The following is a 21887-nucleotide window of genomic DNA, read 5'->3' on the forward strand; positions in this document are numbered from 1 at the left end:
CGAGCGTGGTCCGCGACCGCGAGTCGTGCTCGTGCGGCGGCGTTGAGCCTCACGCTAAAGAGCCTGTGTGACGCGAAACCTCTCAATGCGTGAACATTCGGTGAACGTCGCTCGTATTCTGGCCAGCGCGCACAATCGGCGGATGACTTGGGAGTATGCCCGAAGTGAACGGGCGATCAGTTCGTCTTGTCGTGAGCTCAGAACCGCGAGGCGTGCCGTTCGACCGCGATGATGCCGCCGTCGGCATCGACGTGCAGCACCTGCACCTCGCCGGTCAACATCGGGTCGGTGGGGGCGAAGATCGCCTCCCGCATCTCGGGCAGCACCGGTCGGTGGCCGCAGACCGCGAGGCCTCGTCCGGGTGACTGGGCGGCCGACGCGAGCAACTCGCGCATGGTCTTGCGCACCGGGGCGGGGTCGTCCTCGAACGACTCCTCCGAGAACTCGGCGGCCCGCTCCAACTCAATCTCCGCCCGCGCGGCGAACGGCTCCAGGGTCTGCACGCACCGGGTCGAGGTCGACGTGACAGCACGGGTCAGGCCGTAGGCCCGCAGCAGCGGCACCAGCCGCTTGGCCTGCCGGCGACCCCGGCTCGACAGCGGCCGCAACCAGTCCTTGCCCGACCAGTGCTTGCGATCCATCGCCTTGCCGTGACGGACGATCGCGAGTACCGCCGTGGGTGGCATCGCCGCCGCGCGGTCGAGCACGGCGACCTCGTCGGGGTAGGAGAGCTTGCGCCGGGCCCGCTTGAGGCTCATCCACTCGACGCGGTCGACCTCGTCGTCGGGGGTGCGGGGTGCCTCGCTGATCAGCGTGCCCACCCACCAACTCACCCGCTTGCGACCCTTGCCGGTGTCGTAGTGCTCGCGCCCCAACGGTGCACCGATGGCGACCAGGCAGCCCGTCTCCTCGAGCACCTCGCGCACGGCGGTGACCGGCAGGTCCTCGTCGGGGGAGGGTTTGCCCTTGGGCAGGCTCCAGTCGTCGTAGGCCGGACGATGCACCACCAGCACCGCCGGCTCGCCGTCGGTGCCGGCCCGCAGCACGCACGCCCCGGCGGCCTGCAGCTTCGGCTTCTTGCTCACTTGCCGACGCTCGCCCGCCGCCCGGCGGTCTCGGTGACCAGCAGTTCCTGCATGTCGACCAGGGCGGCGCCCTCGGAGTCGCGGGAGTGCTCGGTCCAGGTGGTGTCGTCCAACTGCCACGACACCGTGTCGTCGGCGAAGGCCAGGTCGAACAGTCGCTCGATCTGGGCGACGTGGGCCTGGTTGGTGATGCTCACCACCACCTCGACGCGACGGTCGAGGTTGCGGTGCATCAGGTCGCTCGAGCCGATGCCGACGCTGGGCCGGCCGGCGTTGGCGAACCAGAACAGTCGCGAGTGCTCGAGGAACCGCCCCAGAATGCTGCGCACCCTGATGTTCTCGCTCAACCCCGGCACGCCCGGACGAATGGTGCAGATGCCGCGCACCCACAGGTCGACCGGCACGCCCGCGTTCGAGGCGCGGTAGAGGGCATCGCTGATGGCCTCGTCGACCAGGGAGTTGACCTTGATGCGAATGCCGGCGGGCAGCCCGGCGGCGTGGTTGTCGATCTCGGTCTGGATGCGTTCCAGCAACCCCTGGCGCACCCCGTGCGGTGCCACCAGCAGGCGGCGGTAGTCGGTGTTGTGGGTGACCCCCGACAGGTGGTTGAACAACTGGGCCACGTCTTCGGTGATGATCGGGTTCGACGTCAGCAGACCGATGTCTTCGTACTGCCGGGCCGTCTTGGGGTTGTAGTTGCCGGTGCCGATGTGGGCGTAGCGGCGCAGGGTCTCGGCCTCGTCGCGCACCACCAGCGACAGCTTGCAGTGCGTCTTGAGGCCGACCATGCCGTAGACCACGTGCACGCCGTACTGCTCGAGCTTGCGTGCCCAGGCGATGTTGTTCTGCTCGTCAAAGCGGGCCTTGATCTCGACGACGGCCAGCACCTGCTTGCCGGCGAGGGCGGCCTCGATGAGCGCGTCGACGATGGGGGAGTCGCCCGAGGTGCGGTAGAGCGTCTGCTTGATGGCCAGCACCTGCGGGTCGGCCGCGGCCTGCTCGATGAACCGCTGCACCGAGGTGGCGAACGAGTCGTAGGGGTGCTGCAGCAGCACGTCGCGCTTGCGGAGCGCCGCGAACATGTCGGCGGGCCGGGCGCTCTCGACCTCGGCGAGGTGCGGGTGGGTGATCGGCAGGAAGTTGGGAAAGCTGAGGTCTTCCCGGTCGACGCCACCCAGCGAGAACAACCCGGTCAGGTCGAGCGGGGCCGGCATCGCGAACACCTCCTTCGCGCTGACGTCGAGTTCGGCCATCAGCCGTTCGAGCATCTGCTCCGAGATGTCGTCCTGCACCTCGAGGCGCACGGGCGGTCGTCCGACCTTGCGACGCAGCAACTCCTTCTCGAGGGCGAACAGCAGGTTCTCGGCATCGTCCTCCTCGACCTCGAGGTCTTCGTTGCGGGTGACGCGGAAGGTGGTGTGCTCGACGACGCGCATGCCGATGAACAGCTGGTCGAGGTGACGCCGAATGACCTCTTCCAGGGGCAGGAAGCGGCCACCGCCGAGATTGATGAACCGGCTCAGGATCGAGGGCACCTTGATGCGCGCGAACTGGTGGGCGCCGGTGAGCGGGTGCTGCAGCCACACCGCGAGGTTGATCGACAGCCCCGAGATGTAGGGGAACGGGTGGGAGGGGTCGACCGCCAGTGGGGTCAGCACGGGGAAGATGCGCTCGGCGAACAGCGAGCGCATGCGGTCCTTCTCGGCGGCGTTGAGTTCCTCCCAGCGCAGCACCTCGATGCCGTTGGCGGCCAGTTCGGGGCGCACCACCTCGTGGAAGGTGCGGGACTGTTCGGCCACCAGTTCCTGCGCGCGACTGAGAATCGCGTCGTGCAGGTCGCGGGGCATCTGGCCGGTCACCGAGGGCACGGCCACCCCGGCGGCGATGCGCCGCTTCAGCCCGGCGACGCGCACCATGAAGAACTCGTCGAGATTGGACGAGAAGATGGCCAGGTACTTGGCGCGCTCCAACAGCGGCACCCGCAGCGAGTCCTTGGCGAGGTCGAGCACCCGGTTGTTGAACGCCAGCCACGACAACTCACGGTCGGAATAGCGGTCGGCCGGCAGCGACCCCTCGGGCGACGACTCCAGTGCACGGCGGGCCGCGATCACCGCGTCCTTGGCGACCGAGCCGGCCCGCTGGCCCGCTCCGGACACGGTGCTCACCCCGGACGAAGGGCCCACCTCACGGCTGGTCTCACTCTTGGCCACGGCTCTGATCCCACCTCTCACGGACGACGCCGCCACGGTTCACGCGTAGCTGGAGTCGCGGTTCTTGATCACAAAGTTAGCGGAGTCGTACAGGTGCACCACCCGTTCCTGGTCGGCCTCGACGAACAGGTGCACGTGCTCGACGCCCTGGCCCGTCATGCGGGCCAACCCGGCGCTCAGCAGGTGGCGGCCGAGCCCCCGGGAGTGCACGTCGGGATGCACGCCGAGCACGTAGACCTCGCCCACTCCCTTGGCCTGACCGGCGGGGTGTTCCACCTTCGTCCAGTGGAAGCCCAGCACCTCGCCGGTGGCGTCGTCGCGGGCGAACAGCAGCCCCTCGGGGTCGAACCACGGTTCGGCCACCTTGGTGGCCACGTCGTCGACGCTCATCGCCCCCTGCTCGGGGTGGTGGGCGAAGGCGGCGGCGTTGATGCGCACCAGGTCGGCGGTCAGCTCGGGGGTGAAGGGCTCGAGCGCCACCCCCGGCAACGGGGCCGGCTCGGGTTCCGGGTGCGCCACCAGGTCGCGGACCATGATCAACAACTGGCGTTCGAGCGTGAGTCCCAGTGAGGCGGCCAGCGCGGCGGCCGCCGGCAGGGTGCCGAACGACCACCAGTGGCGCGGGTGCGCGTCGCGCCTGACGGCCTCGGCGAGCTCGCGCCCGATGCCGCGGCGTCGGTGGTCGGGGTGCACGACCAGTTGCACCGAGGAGTCCTCGGGGTCGAGCCACGCCCAGCCGGTGACGGTGGTCTGGCCGTCCGTGGCCTGGCTGTCCGTCGCCAGCCAGTGCACCCCGGGCCGTCGGCCGTGCAGGGCGAATCGTCCGAGTTCATTGACGGGTGAGACCCCGTCGACGCGGCGGGCGGCCTCGACGAGCGCGTGCACGGCGGCGGCACCCCCGGGCTGGGAGGCGGGCTGGAGTTCGGCCAGGGAGTCGGCCAGGGCGGAAGCATCGGTGTACGGCAGGCGGGTCACGGTCACGGTCCCCATTCCATCACCCCCATCGCCCACCGGCCCGATGGAACCGGCCCGTGTTAGCGTCGAGCCAACTCCCCGGTGACCCACCCCCATGTCAACGAGAGTGACCCCGCATCGTGACCACGCCCCAACGCCCTGCCCTCCTGTCTCTCATTGCCGCGACGGCGACCGCCGTCGCGCTGGCGGTGGCCGGTCTCGCCGCCCCGCCCGCCCGCGCGGCCGAAGCCTGGACGATCGTGGCCGCCCGCAACGGCGAGCCCGTGACCACACTGTCGGCGGGGCAGGGGGCCCGGATCACCGCCACCGGCAGTGACTGCGCCGGCACCAACACGCTGTGGTTCTCCGACGGGCAGACGCTGCGCTGGCGGGCGTTGGTGACCCGCACCGTCACTGATGACACCAACGGATGCACCCTCACGGAGGTGCTGCCCTCGCTCAAGCCGTCGGTCTACCGGTTCGCCGTCACCGCCGGGGGCGAACCCACGGCGACCACCCCGACGCGCACGCTGCGGGTGAACCCGTCGGCGGTCACCCTGACGGCCCCCTCGTCGATCCTTCCGACCGACAAGCCGGTGATCACCATGTCGGCCGGCGCCGGCTCGGCGGGCTCCACCGCCGAGATCAGGGCCCTGGTCAACGGCGTCTGGACGATCGTCGGCAAGGGTCGACTCGACGCCACCGGGCGCCTGCGCGGCACCCTCACCCAGGGGGTGGGCACCAGCGGCCGCATCTGGCTCGAGGCCCACGTCTGGTTGTCGCCCACCGTCACCACCCGCTCGGCGGCGTGGCTGGTCACCCGCGAGACCGTCTTCCGCGCCACCACCCACACGGCCACCGCGGCCGAGTTGGGCACCACCTGGCGCGCCGGCTGCCCGGTCGCGCCGAGCGGCCTGACCGTGATCGAGATGAACCACTGGAACTACTCCGGCACCGTCAGCAACGGCATGTTGGTGGTCAGCAACGCGAACGCGCCGCGGGTGGTCGCGGCGTTCAAGCAGGCCTTCGCCGGACGACAGCCCATTCAGCAGATGAAGAACCCGACGCTGTGGGGCGCCGATGACGTCAAGGTGATGGCCGCCGGCAACACCAATGCCTTCAACTGCCGATCGGTGGTGGGCAACCCCTACGTGCAGTCGCCCCATTCCTACGGCATCGCCATCGACATCAACCAGCGCGAGAACCCCTACCGCGACCCGCAGGGCCGCTGGTACCCGACCTCGACCTACGCCTACAACCGCCCCGCCTCCGTGAAGGGCCTGCACACCTCGTCGAGCCCCATCGTGGTGGCCCTCAAGGCGCAGGGATTCGACTGGTACTCGGGGTGGGACTGGCACCACTTCGAGCGCTGAGGTGGCTGACATGAGCCGGTTTGTTTCGCAGCTGAGCGGACGAGGGGCCCCGCGTGCGCTCGCACGGGGGGCACTCGCGCTGGTGGTGCTGGCGGCGATGGGTGTCTCGGGTTGCTCGCGGGACGAGCGGGCCGAACCCTCACCGGTGAGTGTGCGCCCCTCGATGCCAGTCTCGAGCCCAGCTGTGACTGGATCGCCGGCGTCGGGATCGCCCGTCTCCAGTGCGCCCGTCTCGAGTGCGCCCGTCTCGAGTGCACCCGTCTCGAGTGCTCCCGTCACGAGCGCACCTAGTTCGCCCGCTTCGTCGGGACCCGCGTCGTCCGGGGTGGACGCCGATGGGTTGCCGTCGGTCGATCGTGCGCGGCTCAACCGGCAGCCCACGCTGCCCCCGCCCAGCTACTCCGACGAGCGCCCCGCGACCACGGCCGGTCCGCTGACCGCGGCCACGCAGCCCCGCCCGCCGGGGTGGGCGCTGACCCCGTTCCCCGACACCGAGACCTCGCGCAGCAACGGCACGGCGGCCCAGCGACGCGACGCCGCCCGTGCGGCCTGGGAGGCGGTGCTCGTCTGCGGCGGCGTCGACCGGCGCGACTGGGTCGACCCGACCCACGCGCTGATGCTCAACGTCACCGGCGAGGGGTCCGCGCAGGGGCGAGGCGGCATCGGGCTCGTGCTGCAGTTCGCCCACGAGGCCGAGGCCCGGCGCTACCAGGCGGTCGTGCAGCGGGTGCTGCAGGCCTGCCCCGACACTGCTTCCGGCGGTGCCCCCGGGGTGCAGCGGATGCCGGGCACCACGACCGGCACCTGGCTCGGCCACCGCACCTATTCGGGCGGGGTCGTCTGGTCAGAGATCGTGGTCGTGCACGGGTCGCAGGTGCGCCTGTGGATCGTGCAGCAGAACCTCGATGCCGGTCAGTTGCAGGTCGCCGCGCGTCGTGTCGGTGCCGCCCGTTAGGGTGGCTGCCATGTCTGCCGATGGCCCCGACGAGGGGGTTGCCGACCGGCCGCCCGCGCGGCCGGGCCGGGTCGCCAGGTTGCGCGCCGCGACCCTCGATCGGCTGGGTCGCGCCCGCCCCTCGAACCTGCAGCGCCGGTGGACCCCACCGGCGGGTTCGTCCGACGCGGAGCAGGCCGATCGCGAGACCGAGACGCTGGTGATCCGGCGCCGGGGGCAGCCCGCGGACGACGCCGAGACCACGGTGCACCTGCCGCGCCCCACGGCCGACCACGCCTTCTTTCCCCCGCAGGCGCACCGCGGCGAGACCCTCGTGCCGAATCCCGCGCTCGCCGACCGCGCCCGGCGGCGCATCGGCCTCACCCGGCTCGGCGTGGTGGCGGCGCTGGTGGGGGCCGTGTTGATGGTGACCGCCTCGGTGCTGCGACTCGACCCGGGGTCGGACCGGTTGTGGTCGACCGCCGCCAATGTCGGCGCCGTCGTGGTGCTGATGTTGGGGGTGCTGCAGTGGCGGGTGTGGGTGTCGGCCTGGCTGGAGTGGCGGGGCGTGCGGGCCGCGCGGTTGTCGCCGTGGCTTGGCCTGTCGATGTTGGGCGGGTGGCTGTCGGTGGTGGTGGTCGTGCTCGAGGCCTTCGCCGGGTGGCGGGCCACCATGACGCCGGCCGCCGGTGACGCGGCCACCCTGCTGACCTGGTTCGCGCTGGTGGCCAGCGTGATCGGGGTGGTGCTCGCCGGGCTGCGCAGTTTCTCCCCCGGGAGCGCAGCTTGGCAGGCCACGGCCTCGTCCGACAGCCGGGGCCCCCGCGGCGGCGGGCTCAGCGGACGGGGCTGAAGCGGTAGCCCACGTTCCGGACGGTGGTGACGTGACCCTCGAACTCGGAGCCGAGCTTGGCCCGCAACCGACGCACGTGCACGTCGACCGTGCGGGTGCCGCCGTAGTAGTCGTAGCCCCAGACCTCGCTGAGCAGGTGCTCACGGGTGAGCACGCGCCCGGGATGGGTCGCCAAGTACTTCAGCAGTTCGAACTCGGTGTAGGTCAGGTCGAGAGAGTGGCCGCCCGCCTGCACCGTGTAGCCCTCCTCGTCGATGACGATGGGCCCCGCCTCGATCAGCGACGAGGTGCGCCGCGACTGGGTCAGCAGACGAATGCGGGTCTCGTACTCGGCCGACTCCGCCGACTCGAGCACGAAATCGTCCGCACCCCAATTGGGCTGCACGACCGACAGTGCCTGGGTGCTGGCCAGCAGCAGGATCGGCATGGACGAACGGGTGCGCACGGCCACGCAGGCATCGCGGGCGCGGCTCAGGTCGGAGCGGGCGTCGATGATCACCACATCGGCGTCGATCACCGACATCTGCTCGCTGGCATCGGTGGAGAGCACGACCGAGTGCGGCAGCAGCGTGAGGGCCGCCGGCAGGTCGTCGAGGCTCGAGCGGGCAGTGACCACCACGAGATCGGCCATGACGCCCTCCCTCGCTCGATCGTCTGCGGCGGGGCTGGTTCGCCCGGCCGCTCGCCATTCTGGCACCCCGAGTGTGGTTCGACGGCACCATCTTGTCGGTGCCCGGCTGCGGGCTAGAGTGGCGGCGATGCCCGACGACATGCCCGACGACTGGTTCCGCCCTCGCGATTCCGACGCCAACCAGGCCCCTGGTCAGGCTGCGCCGCGCCCGCAGACCCCCGGTGCTGGCCAGGCTGGTGCTGGCCAGACCCCCGGTGGCGGCGAGACCCCCGTCGAGCAGACGATGGAGCGCTACACCACCCAGTTCAAGCCGGGCTACCGCCCGCGGGAGCGCGCGGGCGTGGAGCCCGTGCCCCCGCGCCAGCAGCCCAGCCCCTCACCGGCCGAGGTGAACGAGGGCCCCCGGGTGCCCCCGGCCACCCACGACCGCGGACGAACCGCGCCGCCCACACCGTCGTCGTTCGTCGGGCGACACCGGGTGGTGGTCACGGTCGTCGCCGTGCTGCTCGCCCTCGTCGTCGGGCTCGCCGCTGGGCAGGTGCTGCGCGACCGCACCCGCGGGTCGCAGGTCTCGACCCCGCCGGCGAGCACCGCCGGCAGCCCCAGTGGCCCGTCGGCCACCAGCGCGACCCCCACCAGCAGCGTCGTGCCCCCGTGGTCGGGTGCCACCAAGGCGCTGGTGCCGGCCACCACGGCCGCCTCGTGCACCGCCCCCAACGCCACCGACATCGAGGGCAAGCCGGTCACCTACCCGGCGACCAACGTCACCGACAACGAGCCGGCCACCGCCTGGCGATGCGACGGCGACGGCCTCGGCCAGTCGCTGACCTTCACCTTCGCCCCCGGGTCGGTGCTGGTCGGGGTGGGGGTGCAGAACGGGTACGTGAAGACCTCGGGCAAGGCCCAGCTGTATGACGAGTACCGCAAGGTCACCCGGGTGCGCTGGACGCTGGCCGACGGGTCGTGGTTCACCCAGTCGCTGTCGGACAACAACACTTCTGTGCAGCAGGTGCTGATTCCGCCGACGCAGGTCACCGGGCCGGTGACGCTGACCATCGAGGCCTCGACCCAGCCGGGCAAGACCGGCGAGGCCACTCGCGACGCCGTGCTGCTGTCGACGGTCGCGTTCGTCACCCAGGGCTGAGGTCGGCGCTGTCGAGCAGGATCGTCACCGGGCCGTCGTTGACCAGGTCCACCTGCATGTGGGCACCGAAGATGCCCGTCTCGACGTGGGCCCCCAGCGCGCGCAGGGCCGCGACGTAGGCGTCGACGAGGGGCTCCGAGACGGGCCCCGGGGCGGCGGCGCTAAACGACGGACGACGTCCCTTGCGCGCATTGGCGTAGAGCGTGAACTGGCTCACCACCAGGATCGGCGCGCCGAGATCGGAGGCGCTGCGCTCGTCGTCGAGGATGCGCAGCCCCCAGGTCTTGGCGGCCAGCTTGTCGACCACGGTGGGATCGTCCGGGTCGGTGTGGGTGACGCCGACCAGGGCGACCAGACCGGGGGAGGGGAGTCGTCCGACCACCTCGCCGTCGACGAGAACCTGGGCCCGGGAGGCCCGCTGCAGCACGACACGCATGGGATTCAGGCTGCCACAATGCTCGAATGGAGCAGACCTTCTCGATCAGCGTGCCCGTCACCTTCCGCGACCTGCAGGCCGACGACATCTCGCCCGATCGGCTGGGGTGGTCGGGTGGCCCGGCCCACCTGGTGGCGATTCGGGAGGCCCTCGAACGGGCGTGGCTGGGCGAGGTCGACCTGCTGGTGGGCGAACTGCCCACGGGTCAGCTGATCGCCTGCGGGGCCCTCAACCACGGCAAGCAGCCGAGTGAGCTGTGGATGCTCTCGGTCGACGCCCGCTGGCAGTCGCTCGGCGTCGGCACGGCCCTGATCGGTGCCCTCGAGGGCCGGGCCAGGGAGCGTGGACTCGACCGGGTCGGGCTGGGCGTCGAGTGGGACAACCCGCGCGCCCACGCCCTCTATCGCCGCCTCGGCTACGTCGACCAGGGCGTCGAACTCGACGGCTGGCCGCAGGACGACGGCACTCAGTACGTCACCCTGTGCGCCACTATGACGAAGATGCTGACGCCGCGCTGACGGGGCGCCGTGCAGTCAGCGCAGGGGACGCACGTGCAGGCCGACCTCGGGGTCGACCAGGGCCTCCTGCGAGGCGGCGATCCCGTCGGCCAGCAGCGTCTGCTCGACCGGCACATTGCGCTTCACCAGTGCGAGCGCGACCGGCCCCAGTTCGTGGTGCCGCGCGGACGACCCGACCACCCCCACCTCGCGGCCGGGCTGGCCGTCCTCGCCGGGCAGGGTGGCGGACGAACCGAGCGCCGGCAGGGCGTCGACCGATCCGTCCAGGAGCAGCTGCACCAGGCGGCGCGGGGGTCGTCCGAGGGTGTGCACGCGGGCGACGGTCTCCTGCCCGCGGTAGCAGCCCTTGTCGAGGTGGGTGCCGAGCAGCCCGATCTCGTTGGGGATGGTCTTGTGGTCGGTGTCGAGCCCGATGCGGGGCTGACCAGCGGCGATGCGCAGCGCCTCGGCCGCCCAGGTGCCGGCGGGAGTGCCGTCGGGCAGGGCCTCGGAGCGGGGGACGACCCGCAGCTCTCGTCCGACCTGCATGAGCCGGAAGTCGGCCGACCGATCGGCCACCTCGACGCGGGTCATGAACCGCATGCGGTCGAGCCAGCCGACCAGCGACTCGAGTTGGCCGGGCTCGGTCCAGGCCCAGACGGTCTCGTCGGCGGCGTGGTCGACACCGTGCAGCACGTGCTCGATGTGCCCGGTCGGCGACAGCAGCAGGGCGGTGAAGGGCTCACCGTCGGCCTGCCGCTCGAGGTGCTGGGTGGTCAGTGAGTGCAGCCAGGTCAGCCGATCGGGTCCGGTGACGGTGAACACCCCGCGGCCCACGCCGGGAGCGGGTGACCAGTCGACCACCCCGGTGCCCGCCTCGAGGGCGCGCTGCTCGGCCACCGGCTGGCCGTGGTGCCAGACCAGACCGGCGTCGATGCCTTCGAGAACCTCGACGGTGCTCATGCCTTCTCCTTCGCTGGTTGGCTCACGCCCGCTGCAGGCGAGCCCACAGGTAGGGCTGCAGGGGCTGATCGGCCGTGGCGCGGTCGAAGGTCCACAAAAGGTCGCCCTCGACCTGACCGTAGAGGCGCTGGCCGCCGGTGTAGCTGACGGCCGCGCCCTGGGTGCGCATCACCGCGTCGGTGACCAGCTCGATCTTGGCGCCCTCGACCTTGCCGGCCCACACCTCGGCCCAGCCCTCGGGGTTGCTCATCACCACCTCGACGGTGCCGTCGAGCGAGGGGCGCCAGTAGCCCGACTCGGTCCACAGCGGCTTCTCGGGGGCACCCGAGGCATCGGTGGTGTAGATCTGCGAGTGGTAGTGCAGGAAGTCGCCACCGTTCTCGACGATGTCGATCTGCTGGCCGTACTCGAACTGCTGCCCGGCCTCGCCGTTGGTGCCCGGGTGGGTGCCGTGGCCGTTGCCGCGCCAGGTGCCGATCATCCAGGCCAGGCCCATCAGGTTGTTCGACAGGTTCTGGGGAATCTCGAAGGCCATGGGTCAGGACTCCTTCTGCGCCGACGCCCCGGGTGAGGGGTCCAGGCGCACGTGGGTGGGTTCGTCCGCGGTCTGCGGGGAGGTGGGGGCGGGACGCCGGCGCTGGGGGAGTTCCTCGAACTGCACCCGGCCGCTGCGGAGCGACAGCAGGATCACGCCGACGACGGCGGCGAGCCCGATCAGCCCCACCACCGCGATCAGGATGATCACCACCACGCCCGCTTGGTCCACTCGGTGAGTCTATCCGGGTCGCGTCTGTTCGGCTGGGGCGGGCCGGCTCGTGCAGGCCGGTCGCGCGATCGGGCGCCCGCGTTGGCCGGGGCCGAGGGCCGCTGGAAGAGTGGGGTCATGCCCGAACATGCCGCCACCCACGCCCTGCCCAGCCTCGACCTGCCCAGGGACCGGTTCGTCGCCGTGGTCGTCGACGACCTCGAGAAGGTCTTCCCCAAGCGAGACCCTCGTCCGTTCGATGCCGGCGTGCCGCTCACCGGCTTCACCGGCGAGCGGATCGGCCTGCAGGTGGCCGTGCGGATTCCGCTGACGGCTCACCTGTCCATGGACGAACTCGAGCTGACCGTGCGCTGCCCCGGCGCGGCGGTGGCGCTGCACCGGGTGGGGCTGGTGCCGGCCGACATGCCGATCTTCCCCGAGCACGACGAGAACTACCTCGACGACGTGCCGGGGCTCTACCCCGACCTGCTGGAACCCCTGCCCCAGGGGAGCGGGGTCGGTGAGGTCACGGCCCGCCTCGACCTGCGGAGCCCCGGCTGGAACTCCACCTGGATCGACCTCACGCTGGCGGAGGAGTCGTCCGAGGTGGAACTCACGGTGACCCGCCGCGGCCGGCAGTGGGGCAGCGATGAGCTGGACGACCCGGAGACCCTGCTGACCCAGGTGCTGCCCATCGAGGTCACCGGTGCCGAGGCGCCGCCCACGCCGATCCGGCACATCGCCTGGCTGCACGCCGACTCGCTGTCGACCTACCACGACGTCCCGGTCTGGTCCGAGCCCCACTGGCGCGCCCTCGAGGCGCACATCGCCTCCGCCGCCGAGATGGGGGTGACCGCGGTGCTCACGCCCGTGTGGACTCCGGCCCTCGACACCGCCGTCGGCACCTACCGCCCCAACGTTCAGCTGCTCGGCATCTGGCACGACGAGGACGGCTACCAGTTCAACACCGACCTGCTCGACCGCCACCTTGGCATCCTCGCCGCGCACGGCATCCGCGAGGTCGAGATTGCCCACCTGTTCACCCAGTGGGGCGCCCGGCAGACGCCCCAGATCTGGGTCGACACCCCGTCGGGCCCCGAGATGCGGTTCGGCTGGCACGTCGACGCCACCGACCCGGCCTACCGGGAGTTCCTGGCCGAGGCGATCCCGTTCCTGCGCGCCCACCTCGAGCCGACCTGGGGGGTCGAGAACGTGCTGTGGCACATCTCGGACGAGCCCAGCCAGCAGCACCTCGACGCCTACCGGGCCGCGCGCGCCGTCGTGGCCGACCTGCTCGAGGGTGCGGTGGTGATCGACGCGCTCTCGTCCCCCGACTTCGTCGACGTGGTCGACCACCCGATCGTCGCGACCGACCACGTGCATGCCTTCCTGGAGCGTGGTCTCGAGGTGCCGTGCGTGTACTACTGCGTCTCGCAGAACCGCGCGGTCTCGAACCGCTTCATCGCGCAGCCCGCCGTCGGCCACCGTCACCTGGCCGCGCAGATGTTCGTGCAGGGGGCCGACACCTTCCTGCACTGGGGGTACGACTTCTACTGGGCCCAGCACGCGACCCGCCCGATCGACCCCTACCGCGAGACCTCGGCCGGCGGACGATTCCCCTCCGGCGACCCGTTCACGGTCTACCCGGGGCCCGACGGCAGCTGCCTGCCGAGCCTGCGCCACCGGGTGCTGGCGACCATGACCGCCGACGCGCGGGTGATGGCGTGGGCCGCCGAGCTGGCCGGACGAGAAGCCGTGGTCGCGATCATCGATCCCGAGGGTGACTTCGCCGGTGAGCGCGGCTACGAGGCCGCCTGGCCCGACCCCGTCGACTACCGTCGGCGTCGGCTCGAGCTGGATCGCCTGGTGCGGGCACGGCTCGGCTGACCGGGCGGGTGGAGGCCTGCCAGAATGCGGGCATGAGTCTTCCTGGCAGCTTGGCCCGCATCGACGCCCCCGCCCTGTCGTCCGCCCTCGACGACGACCCGATCGTCACCGAGGTGGTGCGCGGCGACCTGCTCGAGTGCGTGCACCGAGGGCGCGTGGTCGTCACCGCCCCCGACGGTTCGGTGGTGTTCGGGCTGGGGTCGGTGGAGGCCTCGATGTTCCCGCGGTCGTCGATCAAGCCCGTGCAGGCGATCGCCATGCTGCGGGCCGGGCTCGACCTGTCGGGGGCGGCGCTGGCGCTGGCGGCCGCCTCGCACTCGGGCGAGACCTTCCACCGCGACCTGGTGGTCGAGGTGCTCACGGGGGCCGGGCTGGGTGTCGACGACCTGCAGACCACGCCCGACTTCCCGCTGGACGAGGCCGCCCGCGTGGCCTGGATTCGCGAGGGCCACGACAAGGAACCGCTGGCCATGAACTGCTCGGGCAAGCACGCGGCGATGCTGCGCACCTGTGTGCGGGCGGGCTGGCCCACCGAGACCTACCGCGATCCGTCGCACCCGCTGCAGCAGGCCATCGCGGCGGCGGTCGAGGAGTTCGCCGGTGAGGCCACCCACACCTCGGTCGACGGCTGCGGGGCACCCCTGTTCGCCATGTCGCTGACCGGGTTGGCGCGGGCGTTCGGCCGGATCGCCGGGGCCTCCGACGGGCCCGAGCGGGCCGTCGCCGACGCCTACCGGCAGTTCCCCGAGTACGCCTCCGGGTCGTCCCGCGAAGATCTCTCGCTGCATCGCGCGGTGCCGGGGCTGATCTGCAAGGGCGGGGCCGAGGGGTGCCTGGCGATCGGGCTGCCCGACGGCACCGGGGTCGCCATCAAGTCCGACGACGGCAACATGCGCGGGGTGTTCGCGCTGGCCGCGGTGGTGTTGACGGCGCTTGGGCACGGGTCGTCGGCACTGGACGAGCTGGCGCTCACCCCGGTGCTCGGCCACGGCGAGCCGGTGGGCGTGGTGCAGGTGCGGCGTGGGGTGCTTGACGGGCTCGCGCAGGCGTGAGGCGGTGGTGACCGGGCGACGCGCACCCGAGGCGTTCGAGGTCGCGCGGCTGGCGTCGGTGATCGATGGCCGAAGGTGGGTCGCACTGACCGGCGCCGGGCTGTCGACGGACTCGGGCATTCCCGACTACCGCGGGCCGGATGCCCGGCCCACCAACCCGATCCAGTACCAGGCGTTCATCGGCGACGAGGGTGCCCGGCGGCGCTACTGGAGCCGGTCGATGATGGGCTACCGCAGCTTCGGTGGGGCCTCACCCAACGCTGGACACCTGGCGCTGGCGCGGTTGGGATGCCCGGTGCTCACCCAGAACGTCGACGGCCTGCACGCGTCGGCGGGGTCGTCCGAGGTGATCGACCTGCACGGACTGATCAGCCGGGTGATCTGTCTGGCGTGCGGTCGGACGAGTTCCCGCGACCACCTGCAGGATCGGCTCGAGGCCGCCAACCCGCACGTGACCGGCCGCATTCCCGCTGGTCAGGCCGAACTTCGCCCCGACGGCGATGCCGAGGTGGCCGAGCCGGAGGGGTTCGTGGTGCCCGCCTGTGAGCTGTGCGCGGGGGTGCTGAAGCCCGACGTGGTCTTCTTCGGGGAATCCGTGCCGGCGGCGCGCGTCGAGCAGGCGTGGTCGATGGTGCACGCGGCCGAGGTGCTGCTGGTGGCCGGATCGTCGCTGACGGTGATGAGCGGGCTGCGGTTCGTCCGGTGGGCGGCGAAGGCGGGTCGTGAGGTGGTGATCATCAATCAGGGACGAACCCGAGCCGATGACCTGGCGACGCTCAGGATCGACGCGGGCACGTCGGAGACCCTGGCAGCCCTGGTCGACCACTGATCGAGTAGGCCGCCTGCGGCCGTGCCGAGATCACTCGACCGACGGGTTGGCAGACCTCAGGCGTTCTTCGCGCGGTTGCGGCTCTTGGCGCGATCGGTCGCGGCCAACTGCACCTTGCGGATGCGCACCGTCTCGGGGGTGACCTCGACGCACTCGTCCTCGCGGCAGAACTCGAGGCACTGCTCGAGGCTGAGCTTGCGCGGCGGCACCAACTTCTCGAAGTTGTCCGAGGTGGAGGAGCGCACGTTGGTCTGCTGCTTCTCCTTGGTGATGTTCACGTCCATGTCGTCGGCGCGCGAGTTCTCACCGACGATCATGCCCTCGTAGACCTCGGTGGTGGGCTCCACGAACATGGTGCCGCGCTCCTGCAGGTTGGTCATCGCGTACGACGACGCCTTGCCGGCGCGGTCGGCGACCAGCGAACCCGACTCGCGGGAACGGATCTCGCCCGCCCACGGCTCGTAGCCGTCGCTGACGTGGTGGGCGATGCCCGTGCCGCGGGTCTCGGTCATGAACTGCGTGCGGAAGCCGATCAGGCCACGGGCCGGCACGACGAACTCCATGCGCACCCAGCCGGTGCCGTGGTTGGTCATCGACTCCATGCGGCCCTTGCGGACGGCGAGCAGCTCGGTGATCGTGCCGAGGAACTCCTCGGGCGCGTCAATGGTGAGGCGCTCGATCGGCTCGTGCAGCTTGCCGTTGATTTCACGGGTCACCACCTGCGGCTTGCCGACGGTCAGCTCGTAGCCCTCGCGGCGCATCTGCTCGACCAGGATCGCCAGGGCGAGTTCGCCTCGACCCTGCACCTCCCAGGCGTCGGGGCGCTCGGTGGGCAGCACGCGCAGCGACACGTTGCCGATCAGCTCCGAGTCGAGTCGCTCCTTGACCAGACGGGCGGTGACCTTGTGGCCCTTGCCACCCTTGCCGACCAGCGGCGAGGTGTTGGTGCCGATGGTCATCGAGATGGCCGGCTCGTCCACGTGGATCAGCGGCAGAGCGATCGGGTTCTCGGCGTCGGCCAAGGTCTCACCGATGGTGATCTCGGGAATGCCGGCCACGGCGATGATGTCGCCCGGGCCGGCCGATTCGCCGGGCTTGCGCTCGAGGCCTTCGGTGATCAGCAGTTCGGTGATGCGCACGTTGTGGCGGGAGCCGTCGCGCTTCATCCAGGCGACGGTCTGGCCCTTGTTGAGTCGTCCCTGACGGATGCGCAGCAAGGCGAGTCGACCCAGGAACGGCGAGGCGTCGAGGTTGGTGACGTGCGCCTGCAGCGGGGCGTCCTCGTCGTAGGTGGGCGCCGGGATGGTGTCGAGGATCGTCCGGAACAGCGGCTCCAGGTCCTCCGCGTCGGGCATGCCGCCGTCGGCGGGCTGGGTCAGCGAGGCGCGACCGGCGCGGGCCGAGGCGTAGATCACGGGGAAGTCGAGCGCCTCCTGCGAGTGCGACTCGTCCAGCAGGTCCATGAACAACTCGTAGGTCTCGTCGACGACCTCGCTGATGCGGGCGTCGGAGCGGTCGACCTTGTTGACGACGAGCACGACGGGCATGTCGGCGTTGAGCGCCTTGCGCAGCACGAAGCGGGTCTGGGGGAGCGGGCCCTCGGAGGCGTCGACCAGCAGCACGATGCCGTCGACCATCGACAGGCCGCGCTCGACCTCGCCACCGAAGTCTGCGTGACCGGGGGTGTCGATGATGTTGATGGTGATCGGCTCACCGTCGATGACGTGGTGTACGGCGGTGTTCTTGGCGAGAATGGTGATGCCCTTCTCGCGCTCGAGATCCATGGAGTCCATCACGCGGGCCGCGACATCGGCGCCCTCGCGGAAGGCACCGGACTGCTGCAACATGGCGTCGACCAGGGTGGTCTTGCCGTGGTCGACGTGGGCCACGATGGCGATGTTGCGCAGGTCTTGGCGTGAGGGCATGGGCGCTCCAAATCTGGGTGGGGGCGCCGGGAAGCGCCGAGCCATCGTAACGGTTGGGGCCGCTCGTCCGAGAATCGCCCGCTCGCCCTCGCCTTCGTGCGCTCCGGCGGGGGAGGGGCGTCAGCGCAGAACGGCGACCACGGCGTCGCGCTGCTCGCCGTCCACGGTGAAGGTGACGGTGAGCAGCCCTCGCGCCCGGGCCGTCGAGAAGTCGTCGATGTTCCTGGCGATCCGCACCACGCCGGACGACTCCGCGGTCGGGTCGACCCACGAGCCCAGCGCCGTCGCCTTGTCGGGAAGCGGCTCGTCGCCCACCCGCAGGGCCGCCTGGGTGTCGCCCTCGCGGATCACGCGCATCAGCTCCACCTGGTAGACCGGGTCACCGGTCGCGTCGTAGACCCACCGCTGACCCAGCGCCGAATGGTCCATGGTGCCGATCAGCCACTCCTCGGCCCCCTCGAGCGGAGCCCCGCGATAGGTCACCGGCACGTGGTGGATCACCCCGCCCGCACGCACGAGATGCGTCTCGATGCCGACCTCGCCGTCGGGGTCGGTGAACCGGAACGCGTCGAGCAGTTCAAGGTCACCACCGTCGGACGAGAACCAGGGCTGGCGCGGCAACCACTCGGCCAACAGCTCGGCCTTCGTGGGCGTCAACGTTGCCCGGTGAAGCTCGGCGGTACCAGACATGCGACACCCTCCTCGGTGGACTCACCCCAGCCTACGCCGCCGACGTCGGATCCTGTCCCGGACTGGCCTAGGCTGGGGCCTCGTCCCCCCACCACAGGCATTCGGCAGAAAGGCGACCCGTGCAGCCCGGCCCCTCCCGTGGCGCGTCAGACGAGACGTCGCGTTCCGAGATCGGCGAGCCCGGCTCGGGTGCCGAGGCCACCCCCACCCTCGGTCGCCGCTTCGTCGACGAGATCGTGCAGTCGGCCAGGCGTGCGCAGTTGGCGGCCCGCCGGGCGCTCGCCTCCGTCGACCCCGATCCGGTGGTGGACGAGCCGGTCGCCCCGCTCAGGATGGTTCCCGTGGTGCCCGGACGACGGACCGCGGACGATCCTGAGCCGATCACCCCCCAGCCGAGCCCCAACGCCGACGCCCAGACCACCGACCCTGAGGCAACCGAGCCCGAGGCACCCGAGGCTGAGGCACCCGAGCCCGACCAGCCCGAGCCCGACCAGCCGAAGCCTCCCGAGGTCGTCCCCCTGCGGCCGGCGGCGAACCTCGAGCCTGCGTCGCTACGCTCGCTCCCGGTGCCCGTGCCCCGGGCTCGTGCGGCGACGGCAGCGGCCAACCACCTCGGGTCGGACTTCGACTTCGACCTCGATCGCGACGACCCCGACGCGCCGGCCACCCGCACGCCGGCCGCCCGCACCCCGGCCGCCCGCACACCGGCCGCCCGCACGACTGACCCCGCACCTCAGCCGACCGGCCCTCGCCGGGCGATGGCAGCTCCCCGCCGCACCTGGAAGCGGGTGCTCCTCGACCTGGCGGTGCACCGTCGTCCGAAGTACTCCACGGTGCGCGGCGACATCGAGGGCCTGCGCGCCATCGCGGTGGTCTGGGTGCTGCTCTACCACCTGGGCGTGCCCGGGCTGTCGGGCGGGTTCGCGGGCGTCGACGTGTTCTTCGTGATCTCGGGGTTCCTGATCACCGGGCAACTGCTCAGCATGGTCAAGCGCACCGGCCGGCTCGACCTGGCCGACTTCTGGTCGCGACGCCTGCGCCGTCTGATGCCGGCGGCGACCCTGGTGCTGGTCACGGGCATGCTGCTGGGCTGGTGGTTGCTGCCGCGCAGCGAATGGCAACGGCTCACCACCGACGGCCAACTCGCCGCCGTCTACGTGCTCAACTGGGGGCTCGCCGCCCGTTCGGTCGACTACCTCGCCGAAGATGCGGGCCAGTCGGTGTTCCAGCACTACTGGAGCCTGGGGGTCGAGGAGCAGTTCTACATCCTGTGGCCGCTGACCATCATCGTCTGCCTCTTGATCGCGCGCCGCTGGACCAAGCGCGCACTGGTCACCATCACCGCAGGCCTGGCCCTGATCACCGTCGCCTCGGCGCTCTACTCCTGGTTCTACACGGGTGTGGACGCCGGCCGCGCCTACTTCTCGACGCTGACCCGCCTGTGGGAGCTCGCGGTCGGTGCCCTGGTCGCCTGCTTCTCGGTCAAGGTGCGCCGCTGGTTCCCCGGCTGGACCGCCGTGCCGGTGGCGCTGGTGGGGCTGGCGGCGGTGGTCTCGTCCGCCTTCGTGATCGGACGAACGGACCCGTGGCCGGGTGTCTGGGCCTGGCTGCCGGTCGCCGGTGCCGCCGCGGTGCTGCTCGCCGGCAACGTGCGCTCCGACAACCTGGTCGCCCGGGCGTTGGGCAACCCGGTGATGCGCCAACTCGGCATGCTGAGCTACTCGCTCTACCTGTGGCACTGGCCGCTGATCGCGATCTGGACCCTGCGCCACCCCGACGCCGGCTGGCTGTCGAAGGTGGTGATCGTGCTGCTCACGGTGGTGCTCTCGATGCTCACCCTCGGCCTGGTGGAAGACCCCATCCGGTTCTCGGGGGTGCTGCAGAAGCACGCCGGACGAGCCTTCGTGCTCGCGATCGTGCTGTTGGCCCTGACCATCGGCGTCGCCCAGGCGATTCGTACCCAGTTGCCGACGGTGAGCCAGGTCGACGTGCTCGGCGACGACCCCAGCGGCAGTGCCTCGGCCGTCGTGCCGACCCCCGTCGAGACCCCCAGTGTCACTCCCACCCCCGAGCCCACGCCGCTGCCCGTCACCGGCGACTACACCGGGGGACTGGCGTGGGTGTTCAACTCGTCCGTCGACGGCGTGCCGACCCTGCGCACCGACCTGACCGCCGCCACCAGGGTGACCCGGACGGTCGTGCCCGACGTCTCGGCGGCCAGCCTCGACCAGCCGTCGGTCTACGCCTCGGGCTGCCAGCGGACGAAGCAGCAGGCCAACCCGGTGCGGCCCGACCAGTGCCTGATCGGCTCGGGCCCGGTGCGGGTGGCCCTGGTCGGCGACTCGAAGATGGACCAGTGGGAACCCGCCCTGGGCCTGATCGGCGCCCGGCACGGGTGGACCGTGCAGACGCTGGCCAAGTCGGGGTGCTCGTTCTCGTCGGCCACCCAGTACGAGACCTGCAACACCTACAACCAGGCCTTGCTCAAGCAACTGCTGGCCGACCCGCCCGACCTCGTGATCACCTCGACCTACGCCGAGCGACAGGGCACGGTCGGCCCCGGCATGGTCGACCTGCTCGGGCAGTTGCAGGCCAAGGGGTCGAAGCTGCTGTTCCTCGAGGACAACCCCACCCCGACCGTCGGTGAGTCGCCCTACCAGTGCGCGGAGCGGGAGGGCTCGACGACGGCCTGCGAGTTCGCGAACAACGAAGGCCACGGCACGGCCGATCTGCGCTACGCGGCGCGCGAACTGGGCGCCCCGGTGCTCAGCATGAACGAGTGGATCTGCCCGCCGACCCTGCAGAAGTGCCCGCTGGTGGTCGGCAACGTGTTCGTCTACCGCCAGTCGAGTCACCTCACCAAGACCTACGTCACGTCGCTGACGCCGATCCTCGAGCGCGAACTCGCCGCCCAGGGGTTCCTGCAACCGCCCGTGTTGCCGCTGCAGCCGAGCCGCTGACCGGCGCCGCTCCACTAGAGTCTGAGCATGGCGATTCCCGAGACGCATCCGAACCTGATGGCTGCCTCCGGCATTCCGACGCGGCTGCCCGACGACCCTGCCCTGGACGCTCTTTCCGAGCGCGGACGAGAGGGCTTCCTCGCGGTGGTGCGGGAGTACCCGGCGTCGTCCGTGGTCTGGGCCCTGCTGGCCGAGGGATCGCTGCTGGCGCACACCGAGGGTGGCGACGTCGCCGCCTACGCGTACGCCCGCACCGGCTACCACCGCGGGCTCGACGCCCTGCGCCGCGCCGGCTGGAAGGGTGCCGGCCCGGTGCCGTGGGACCACGAACCCAACCAGGGCTTCCTGCGGGCGCTGTGGGCGCTGACCGTGGCGGCCGACCGGATCGGTGACGCCGACGAGGCCGAGCGCTGCGCACAGTTCCTGCGCGATTCGTCCGAAGAGGCCTGGCAGGAGCTGAGCGCCAACACCTTTTGAGGTGCCGCCTCACCCCTGCGGGTGAGCGTTCACGGCCCCCGGGCGGCTGGCGGGTCACGGTCCGCTAACGGTCGCGTGCTGATCTCGGTCGGGGTCGGGTGAGGGCCAGCCGGTGGCCTAGACTCGGGTCGCACGAGCCCCTCGTCCCAGCGATCTCATCGTGCGGTGACGGCGGGGCTCGCGACGTGTCATGCGACATGTCGGGTGGATCGGGTCGGCAACCAGCCGACCCGCGCCAGCGA

At 71.1% G+C, this 21887-nt stretch carries 20 protein-coding genes; 10 read left to right on the plus strand and 10 right to left on the minus strand.

Annotated elements, in window-relative coordinates; genetic code table 11:
* Window positions 1–197: 197 nt before the first annotated feature.
* The 3 genes from ACSDQ9_RS05225 to mshD form a co-directional block, all read right to left on the minus strand.
* Complete coding sequence (locus ACSDQ9_RS05225) at window positions 198–1085, minus strand: NUDIX hydrolase (RefSeq protein WP_435144499.1); 888 nt, start codon at window positions 1083–1085, stop codon at window positions 198–200.
* The gene (locus ACSDQ9_RS05230; protein ID WP_435144943.1) at window positions 1082–3196 is read right to left on the minus strand and encodes an RNA degradosome polyphosphate kinase; all 2115 of its coding nucleotides are present in this window, start codon (window positions 3194–3196) and stop codon (window positions 1082–1084) included. Before ACSDQ9_RS05230 ends, ACSDQ9_RS05225 begins: the two co-directional genes overlap by 4 nt.
* 138 nt (window positions 3197–3334) lie before the next feature.
* Entirely contained in the window at window positions 3335–4276 is a 942-nt protein-coding gene (mshD, locus tag ACSDQ9_RS05235; RefSeq protein ID WP_435144500.1) for a mycothiol synthase, read from the minus strand.
* Window positions 4277–4389: 113 nt separating this feature from the next.
* Here mshD and ACSDQ9_RS05240 point away from each other — a divergent pair, with 113 nt between their 5' ends.
* The 3 genes from ACSDQ9_RS05240 (at window position 4390) to ACSDQ9_RS05250 (ending at window position 7409) form a co-directional block, all read left to right on the plus strand.
* Window positions 4390–5622 carry a M15 family metallopeptidase gene (locus tag ACSDQ9_RS05240; protein ID WP_435144503.1) on the plus strand — a complete coding sequence of 411 codons (1233 nt, stop codon included), beginning with the start codon at window positions 4390–4392 and terminating at the stop codon, window positions 5620–5622.
* Between the two features lie 325 nt (window positions 5623–5947).
* Window positions 5948–6577, plus strand: coding sequence for a hypothetical protein (locus ACSDQ9_RS05245; RefSeq protein WP_435144505.1), 630 nt, complete (start codon window positions 5948–5950; stop codon window positions 6575–6577).
* Window positions 6578–6587: 10 nt separating this feature from the next.
* A complete protein-coding gene (locus ACSDQ9_RS05250; RefSeq protein WP_435144507.1) occupies window positions 6588–7409 on the plus strand; it encodes a hypothetical protein in 822 nt (273 codons plus the stop codon).
* On the opposite strand, the gene ACSDQ9_RS05255 is transcribed toward ACSDQ9_RS05250, so the two are convergent.
* Window positions 7393–8040: a winged helix-turn-helix domain-containing protein gene (locus tag ACSDQ9_RS05255; protein WP_435144510.1), complete on the minus strand. Its 648-nt coding sequence runs from the start codon at window positions 8038–8040 to the stop codon at window positions 7393–7395. The genes ACSDQ9_RS05250 and ACSDQ9_RS05255 overlap by 17 nt on opposite strands.
* A 127-nt stretch (window positions 8041–8167) precedes the next feature.
* Here ACSDQ9_RS05255 and ACSDQ9_RS05260 point away from each other — a divergent pair, with 127 nt between their 5' ends.
* Window positions 8168–9184: an NADase-type glycan-binding domain-containing protein gene (locus ACSDQ9_RS05260; RefSeq protein WP_435144512.1), complete on the plus strand. Its 1017-nt coding sequence runs from the start codon at window positions 8168–8170 to the stop codon at window positions 9182–9184.
* Here ACSDQ9_RS05260 and dtd read toward each other — a convergent pair.
* Window positions 9171–9620 (minus strand): D-aminoacyl-tRNA deacylase, encoded by a 450-nt coding sequence (gene dtd, locus ACSDQ9_RS05265; protein ID WP_435144514.1) that lies wholly within the window; start codon window positions 9618–9620, stop codon window positions 9171–9173. The genes ACSDQ9_RS05260 and dtd overlap by 14 nt on opposite strands.
* A 26-nt stretch (window positions 9621–9646) precedes the next feature.
* Here dtd and ACSDQ9_RS05270 point away from each other — a divergent pair, with 26 nt between their 5' ends.
* Window positions 9647–10138, plus strand: coding sequence for a GNAT family N-acetyltransferase (locus tag ACSDQ9_RS05270; RefSeq protein ID WP_435144516.1), 492 nt, complete (start codon window positions 9647–9649; stop codon window positions 10136–10138).
* A gap of 15 nt (window positions 10139–10153) precedes the next feature.
* Here the strand turns inward: ACSDQ9_RS05270 and ygfZ are convergent, their stop codons facing one another.
* The 3 genes from ygfZ to ACSDQ9_RS05285 are packed head-to-tail and all read right to left on the minus strand — an operon-like array spanning window position 10154 to window position 11846.
* Window positions 10154–11080: a CAF17-like 4Fe-4S cluster assembly/insertion protein YgfZ gene (gene ygfZ / locus ACSDQ9_RS05275; RefSeq protein ID WP_435144519.1), complete on the minus strand. Its 927-nt coding sequence runs from the start codon at window positions 11078–11080 to the stop codon at window positions 10154–10156.
* A 22-nt stretch (window positions 11081–11102) separates the two neighbouring features.
* The gene (locus ACSDQ9_RS05280; protein ID WP_435144521.1) at window positions 11103–11615 is read right to left on the minus strand and encodes a heme-binding beta-barrel domain-containing protein; all 513 of its coding nucleotides are present in this window, start codon (window positions 11613–11615) and stop codon (window positions 11103–11105) included.
* Window positions 11616–11618: 3 nt separating this feature from the next.
* A complete protein-coding gene (locus ACSDQ9_RS05285; RefSeq protein ID WP_435144523.1) occupies window positions 11619–11846 on the minus strand; it encodes a hypothetical protein in 228 nt (75 codons plus the stop codon).
* A gap of 117 nt (window positions 11847–11963) precedes the next feature.
* Here ACSDQ9_RS05285 and ACSDQ9_RS05290 point away from each other — a divergent pair, with 117 nt between their 5' ends.
* Genes ACSDQ9_RS05290 through ACSDQ9_RS05300 form a run of 3 tightly spaced genes read left to right on the plus strand, consistent with a single transcriptional unit; the run spans window position 11964 to window position 15593 of the window.
* Window positions 11964–13712, plus strand: coding sequence for a DUF4091 domain-containing protein (locus ACSDQ9_RS05290; protein ID WP_435144525.1), 1749 nt, complete (start codon window positions 11964–11966; stop codon window positions 13710–13712).
* Window positions 13713–13744: 32 nt separating this feature from the next.
* Entirely contained in the window at window positions 13745–14764 is a 1020-nt protein-coding gene (locus ACSDQ9_RS05295; protein ID WP_435144528.1) for an asparaginase, read from the plus strand.
* Between the two features lie 4 nt (window positions 14765–14768).
* Window positions 14769–15593, plus strand: coding sequence for an NAD-dependent protein deacetylase (locus ACSDQ9_RS05300; protein WP_435144530.1), 825 nt, complete (start codon window positions 14769–14771; stop codon window positions 15591–15593).
* 56 nt (window positions 15594–15649) lie between these two features.
* On the opposite strand, the gene typA is transcribed toward ACSDQ9_RS05300, so the two are convergent.
* Together typA and ACSDQ9_RS05310 are read right to left on the minus strand one after the other, a co-directional pair.
* Window positions 15650–17518, minus strand: coding sequence for a translational GTPase TypA (gene typA, locus ACSDQ9_RS05305; protein WP_435144532.1), 1869 nt, complete (start codon window positions 17516–17518; stop codon window positions 15650–15652).
* A 120-nt stretch (window positions 17519–17638) separates the two neighbouring features.
* Entirely contained in the window at window positions 17639–18208 is a 570-nt protein-coding gene (locus tag ACSDQ9_RS05310; protein ID WP_435144534.1) for a CG0192-related protein, read from the minus strand.
* Between the two features lie 119 nt (window positions 18209–18327).
* On the opposite strand from ACSDQ9_RS05310, the gene ACSDQ9_RS05315 reads away from it, so the two are divergent.
* Both ACSDQ9_RS05315 and ACSDQ9_RS05320 read left to right on the plus strand, forming a co-directional pair.
* Entirely contained in the window at window positions 18328–21168 is a 2841-nt protein-coding gene (locus ACSDQ9_RS05315) for an acyltransferase family protein (protein WP_435144536.1), read from the plus strand.
* A 27-nt stretch (window positions 21169–21195) separates the two neighbouring features.
* Entirely contained in the window at window positions 21196–21645 is a 450-nt protein-coding gene (locus ACSDQ9_RS05320; RefSeq protein WP_435144538.1) for a DUF3151 domain-containing protein, read from the plus strand.
* Window positions 21646–21887: the final 242 nt, after the last annotated feature.

It is taken from the genome of Aestuariimicrobium soli, from assembly GCF_051192575.1.
GTDB lineage: Bacteria > Actinomycetota > Actinomycetes > Propionibacteriales > Propionibacteriaceae > Aestuariimicrobium > Aestuariimicrobium soli.

Excerpts from the sequence above, each read along its gene's own strand:
- ACSDQ9_RS05250 (WP_435144507.1), top strand. The coding sequence starts at position 6,588 with ATGTCTGCCGATGGCCCCGACGAGGGGGTTGCCGACCGGCCGCCCGCG.
- ACSDQ9_RS05255 (WP_435144510.1), bottom strand. The coding sequence starts at position 8,040 with ATGGCCGATCTCGTGGTGGTCACTGCCCGCTCGAGCCTCGACGACCTG.
- ACSDQ9_RS05260 (WP_435144512.1), top strand. The coding sequence starts at position 8,168 with ATGCCCGACGACATGCCCGACGACTGGTTCCGCCCTCGCGATTCCGAC.
- dtd (WP_435144514.1), bottom strand. The coding sequence starts at position 9,620 with ATGCGTGTCGTGCTGCAGCGGGCCTCCCGGGCCCAGGTTCTCGTCGAC.
- ACSDQ9_RS05270 (WP_435144516.1), top strand. The coding sequence starts at position 9,647 with ATGGAGCAGACCTTCTCGATCAGCGTGCCCGTCACCTTCCGCGACCTG.
- ygfZ (WP_435144519.1), bottom strand. The coding sequence starts at position 11,080 with ATGAGCACCGTCGAGGTTCTCGAAGGCATCGACGCCGGTCTGGTCTGG.
- ACSDQ9_RS05280 (WP_435144521.1), bottom strand. The coding sequence starts at position 11,615 with ATGGCCTTCGAGATTCCCCAGAACCTGTCGAACAACCTGATGGGCCTG.
- ACSDQ9_RS05290 (WP_435144525.1), top strand. The coding sequence starts at position 11,964 with ATGCCCGAACATGCCGCCACCCACGCCCTGCCCAGCCTCGACCTGCCC.
- ACSDQ9_RS05295 (WP_435144528.1), top strand. The coding sequence starts at position 13,745 with ATGAGTCTTCCTGGCAGCTTGGCCCGCATCGACGCCCCCGCCCTGTCG.
- typA (WP_435144532.1), bottom strand. The coding sequence starts at position 17,518 with ATGCCCTCACGCCAAGACCTGCGCAACATCGCCATCGTGGCCCACGTC.
- ACSDQ9_RS05310 (WP_435144534.1), bottom strand. The coding sequence starts at position 18,208 with ATGTCTGGTACCGCCGAGCTTCACCGGGCAACGTTGACGCCCACGAAG.
- ACSDQ9_RS05320 (WP_435144538.1), top strand. The coding sequence starts at position 21,196 with ATGGCGATTCCCGAGACGCATCCGAACCTGATGGCTGCCTCCGGCATT.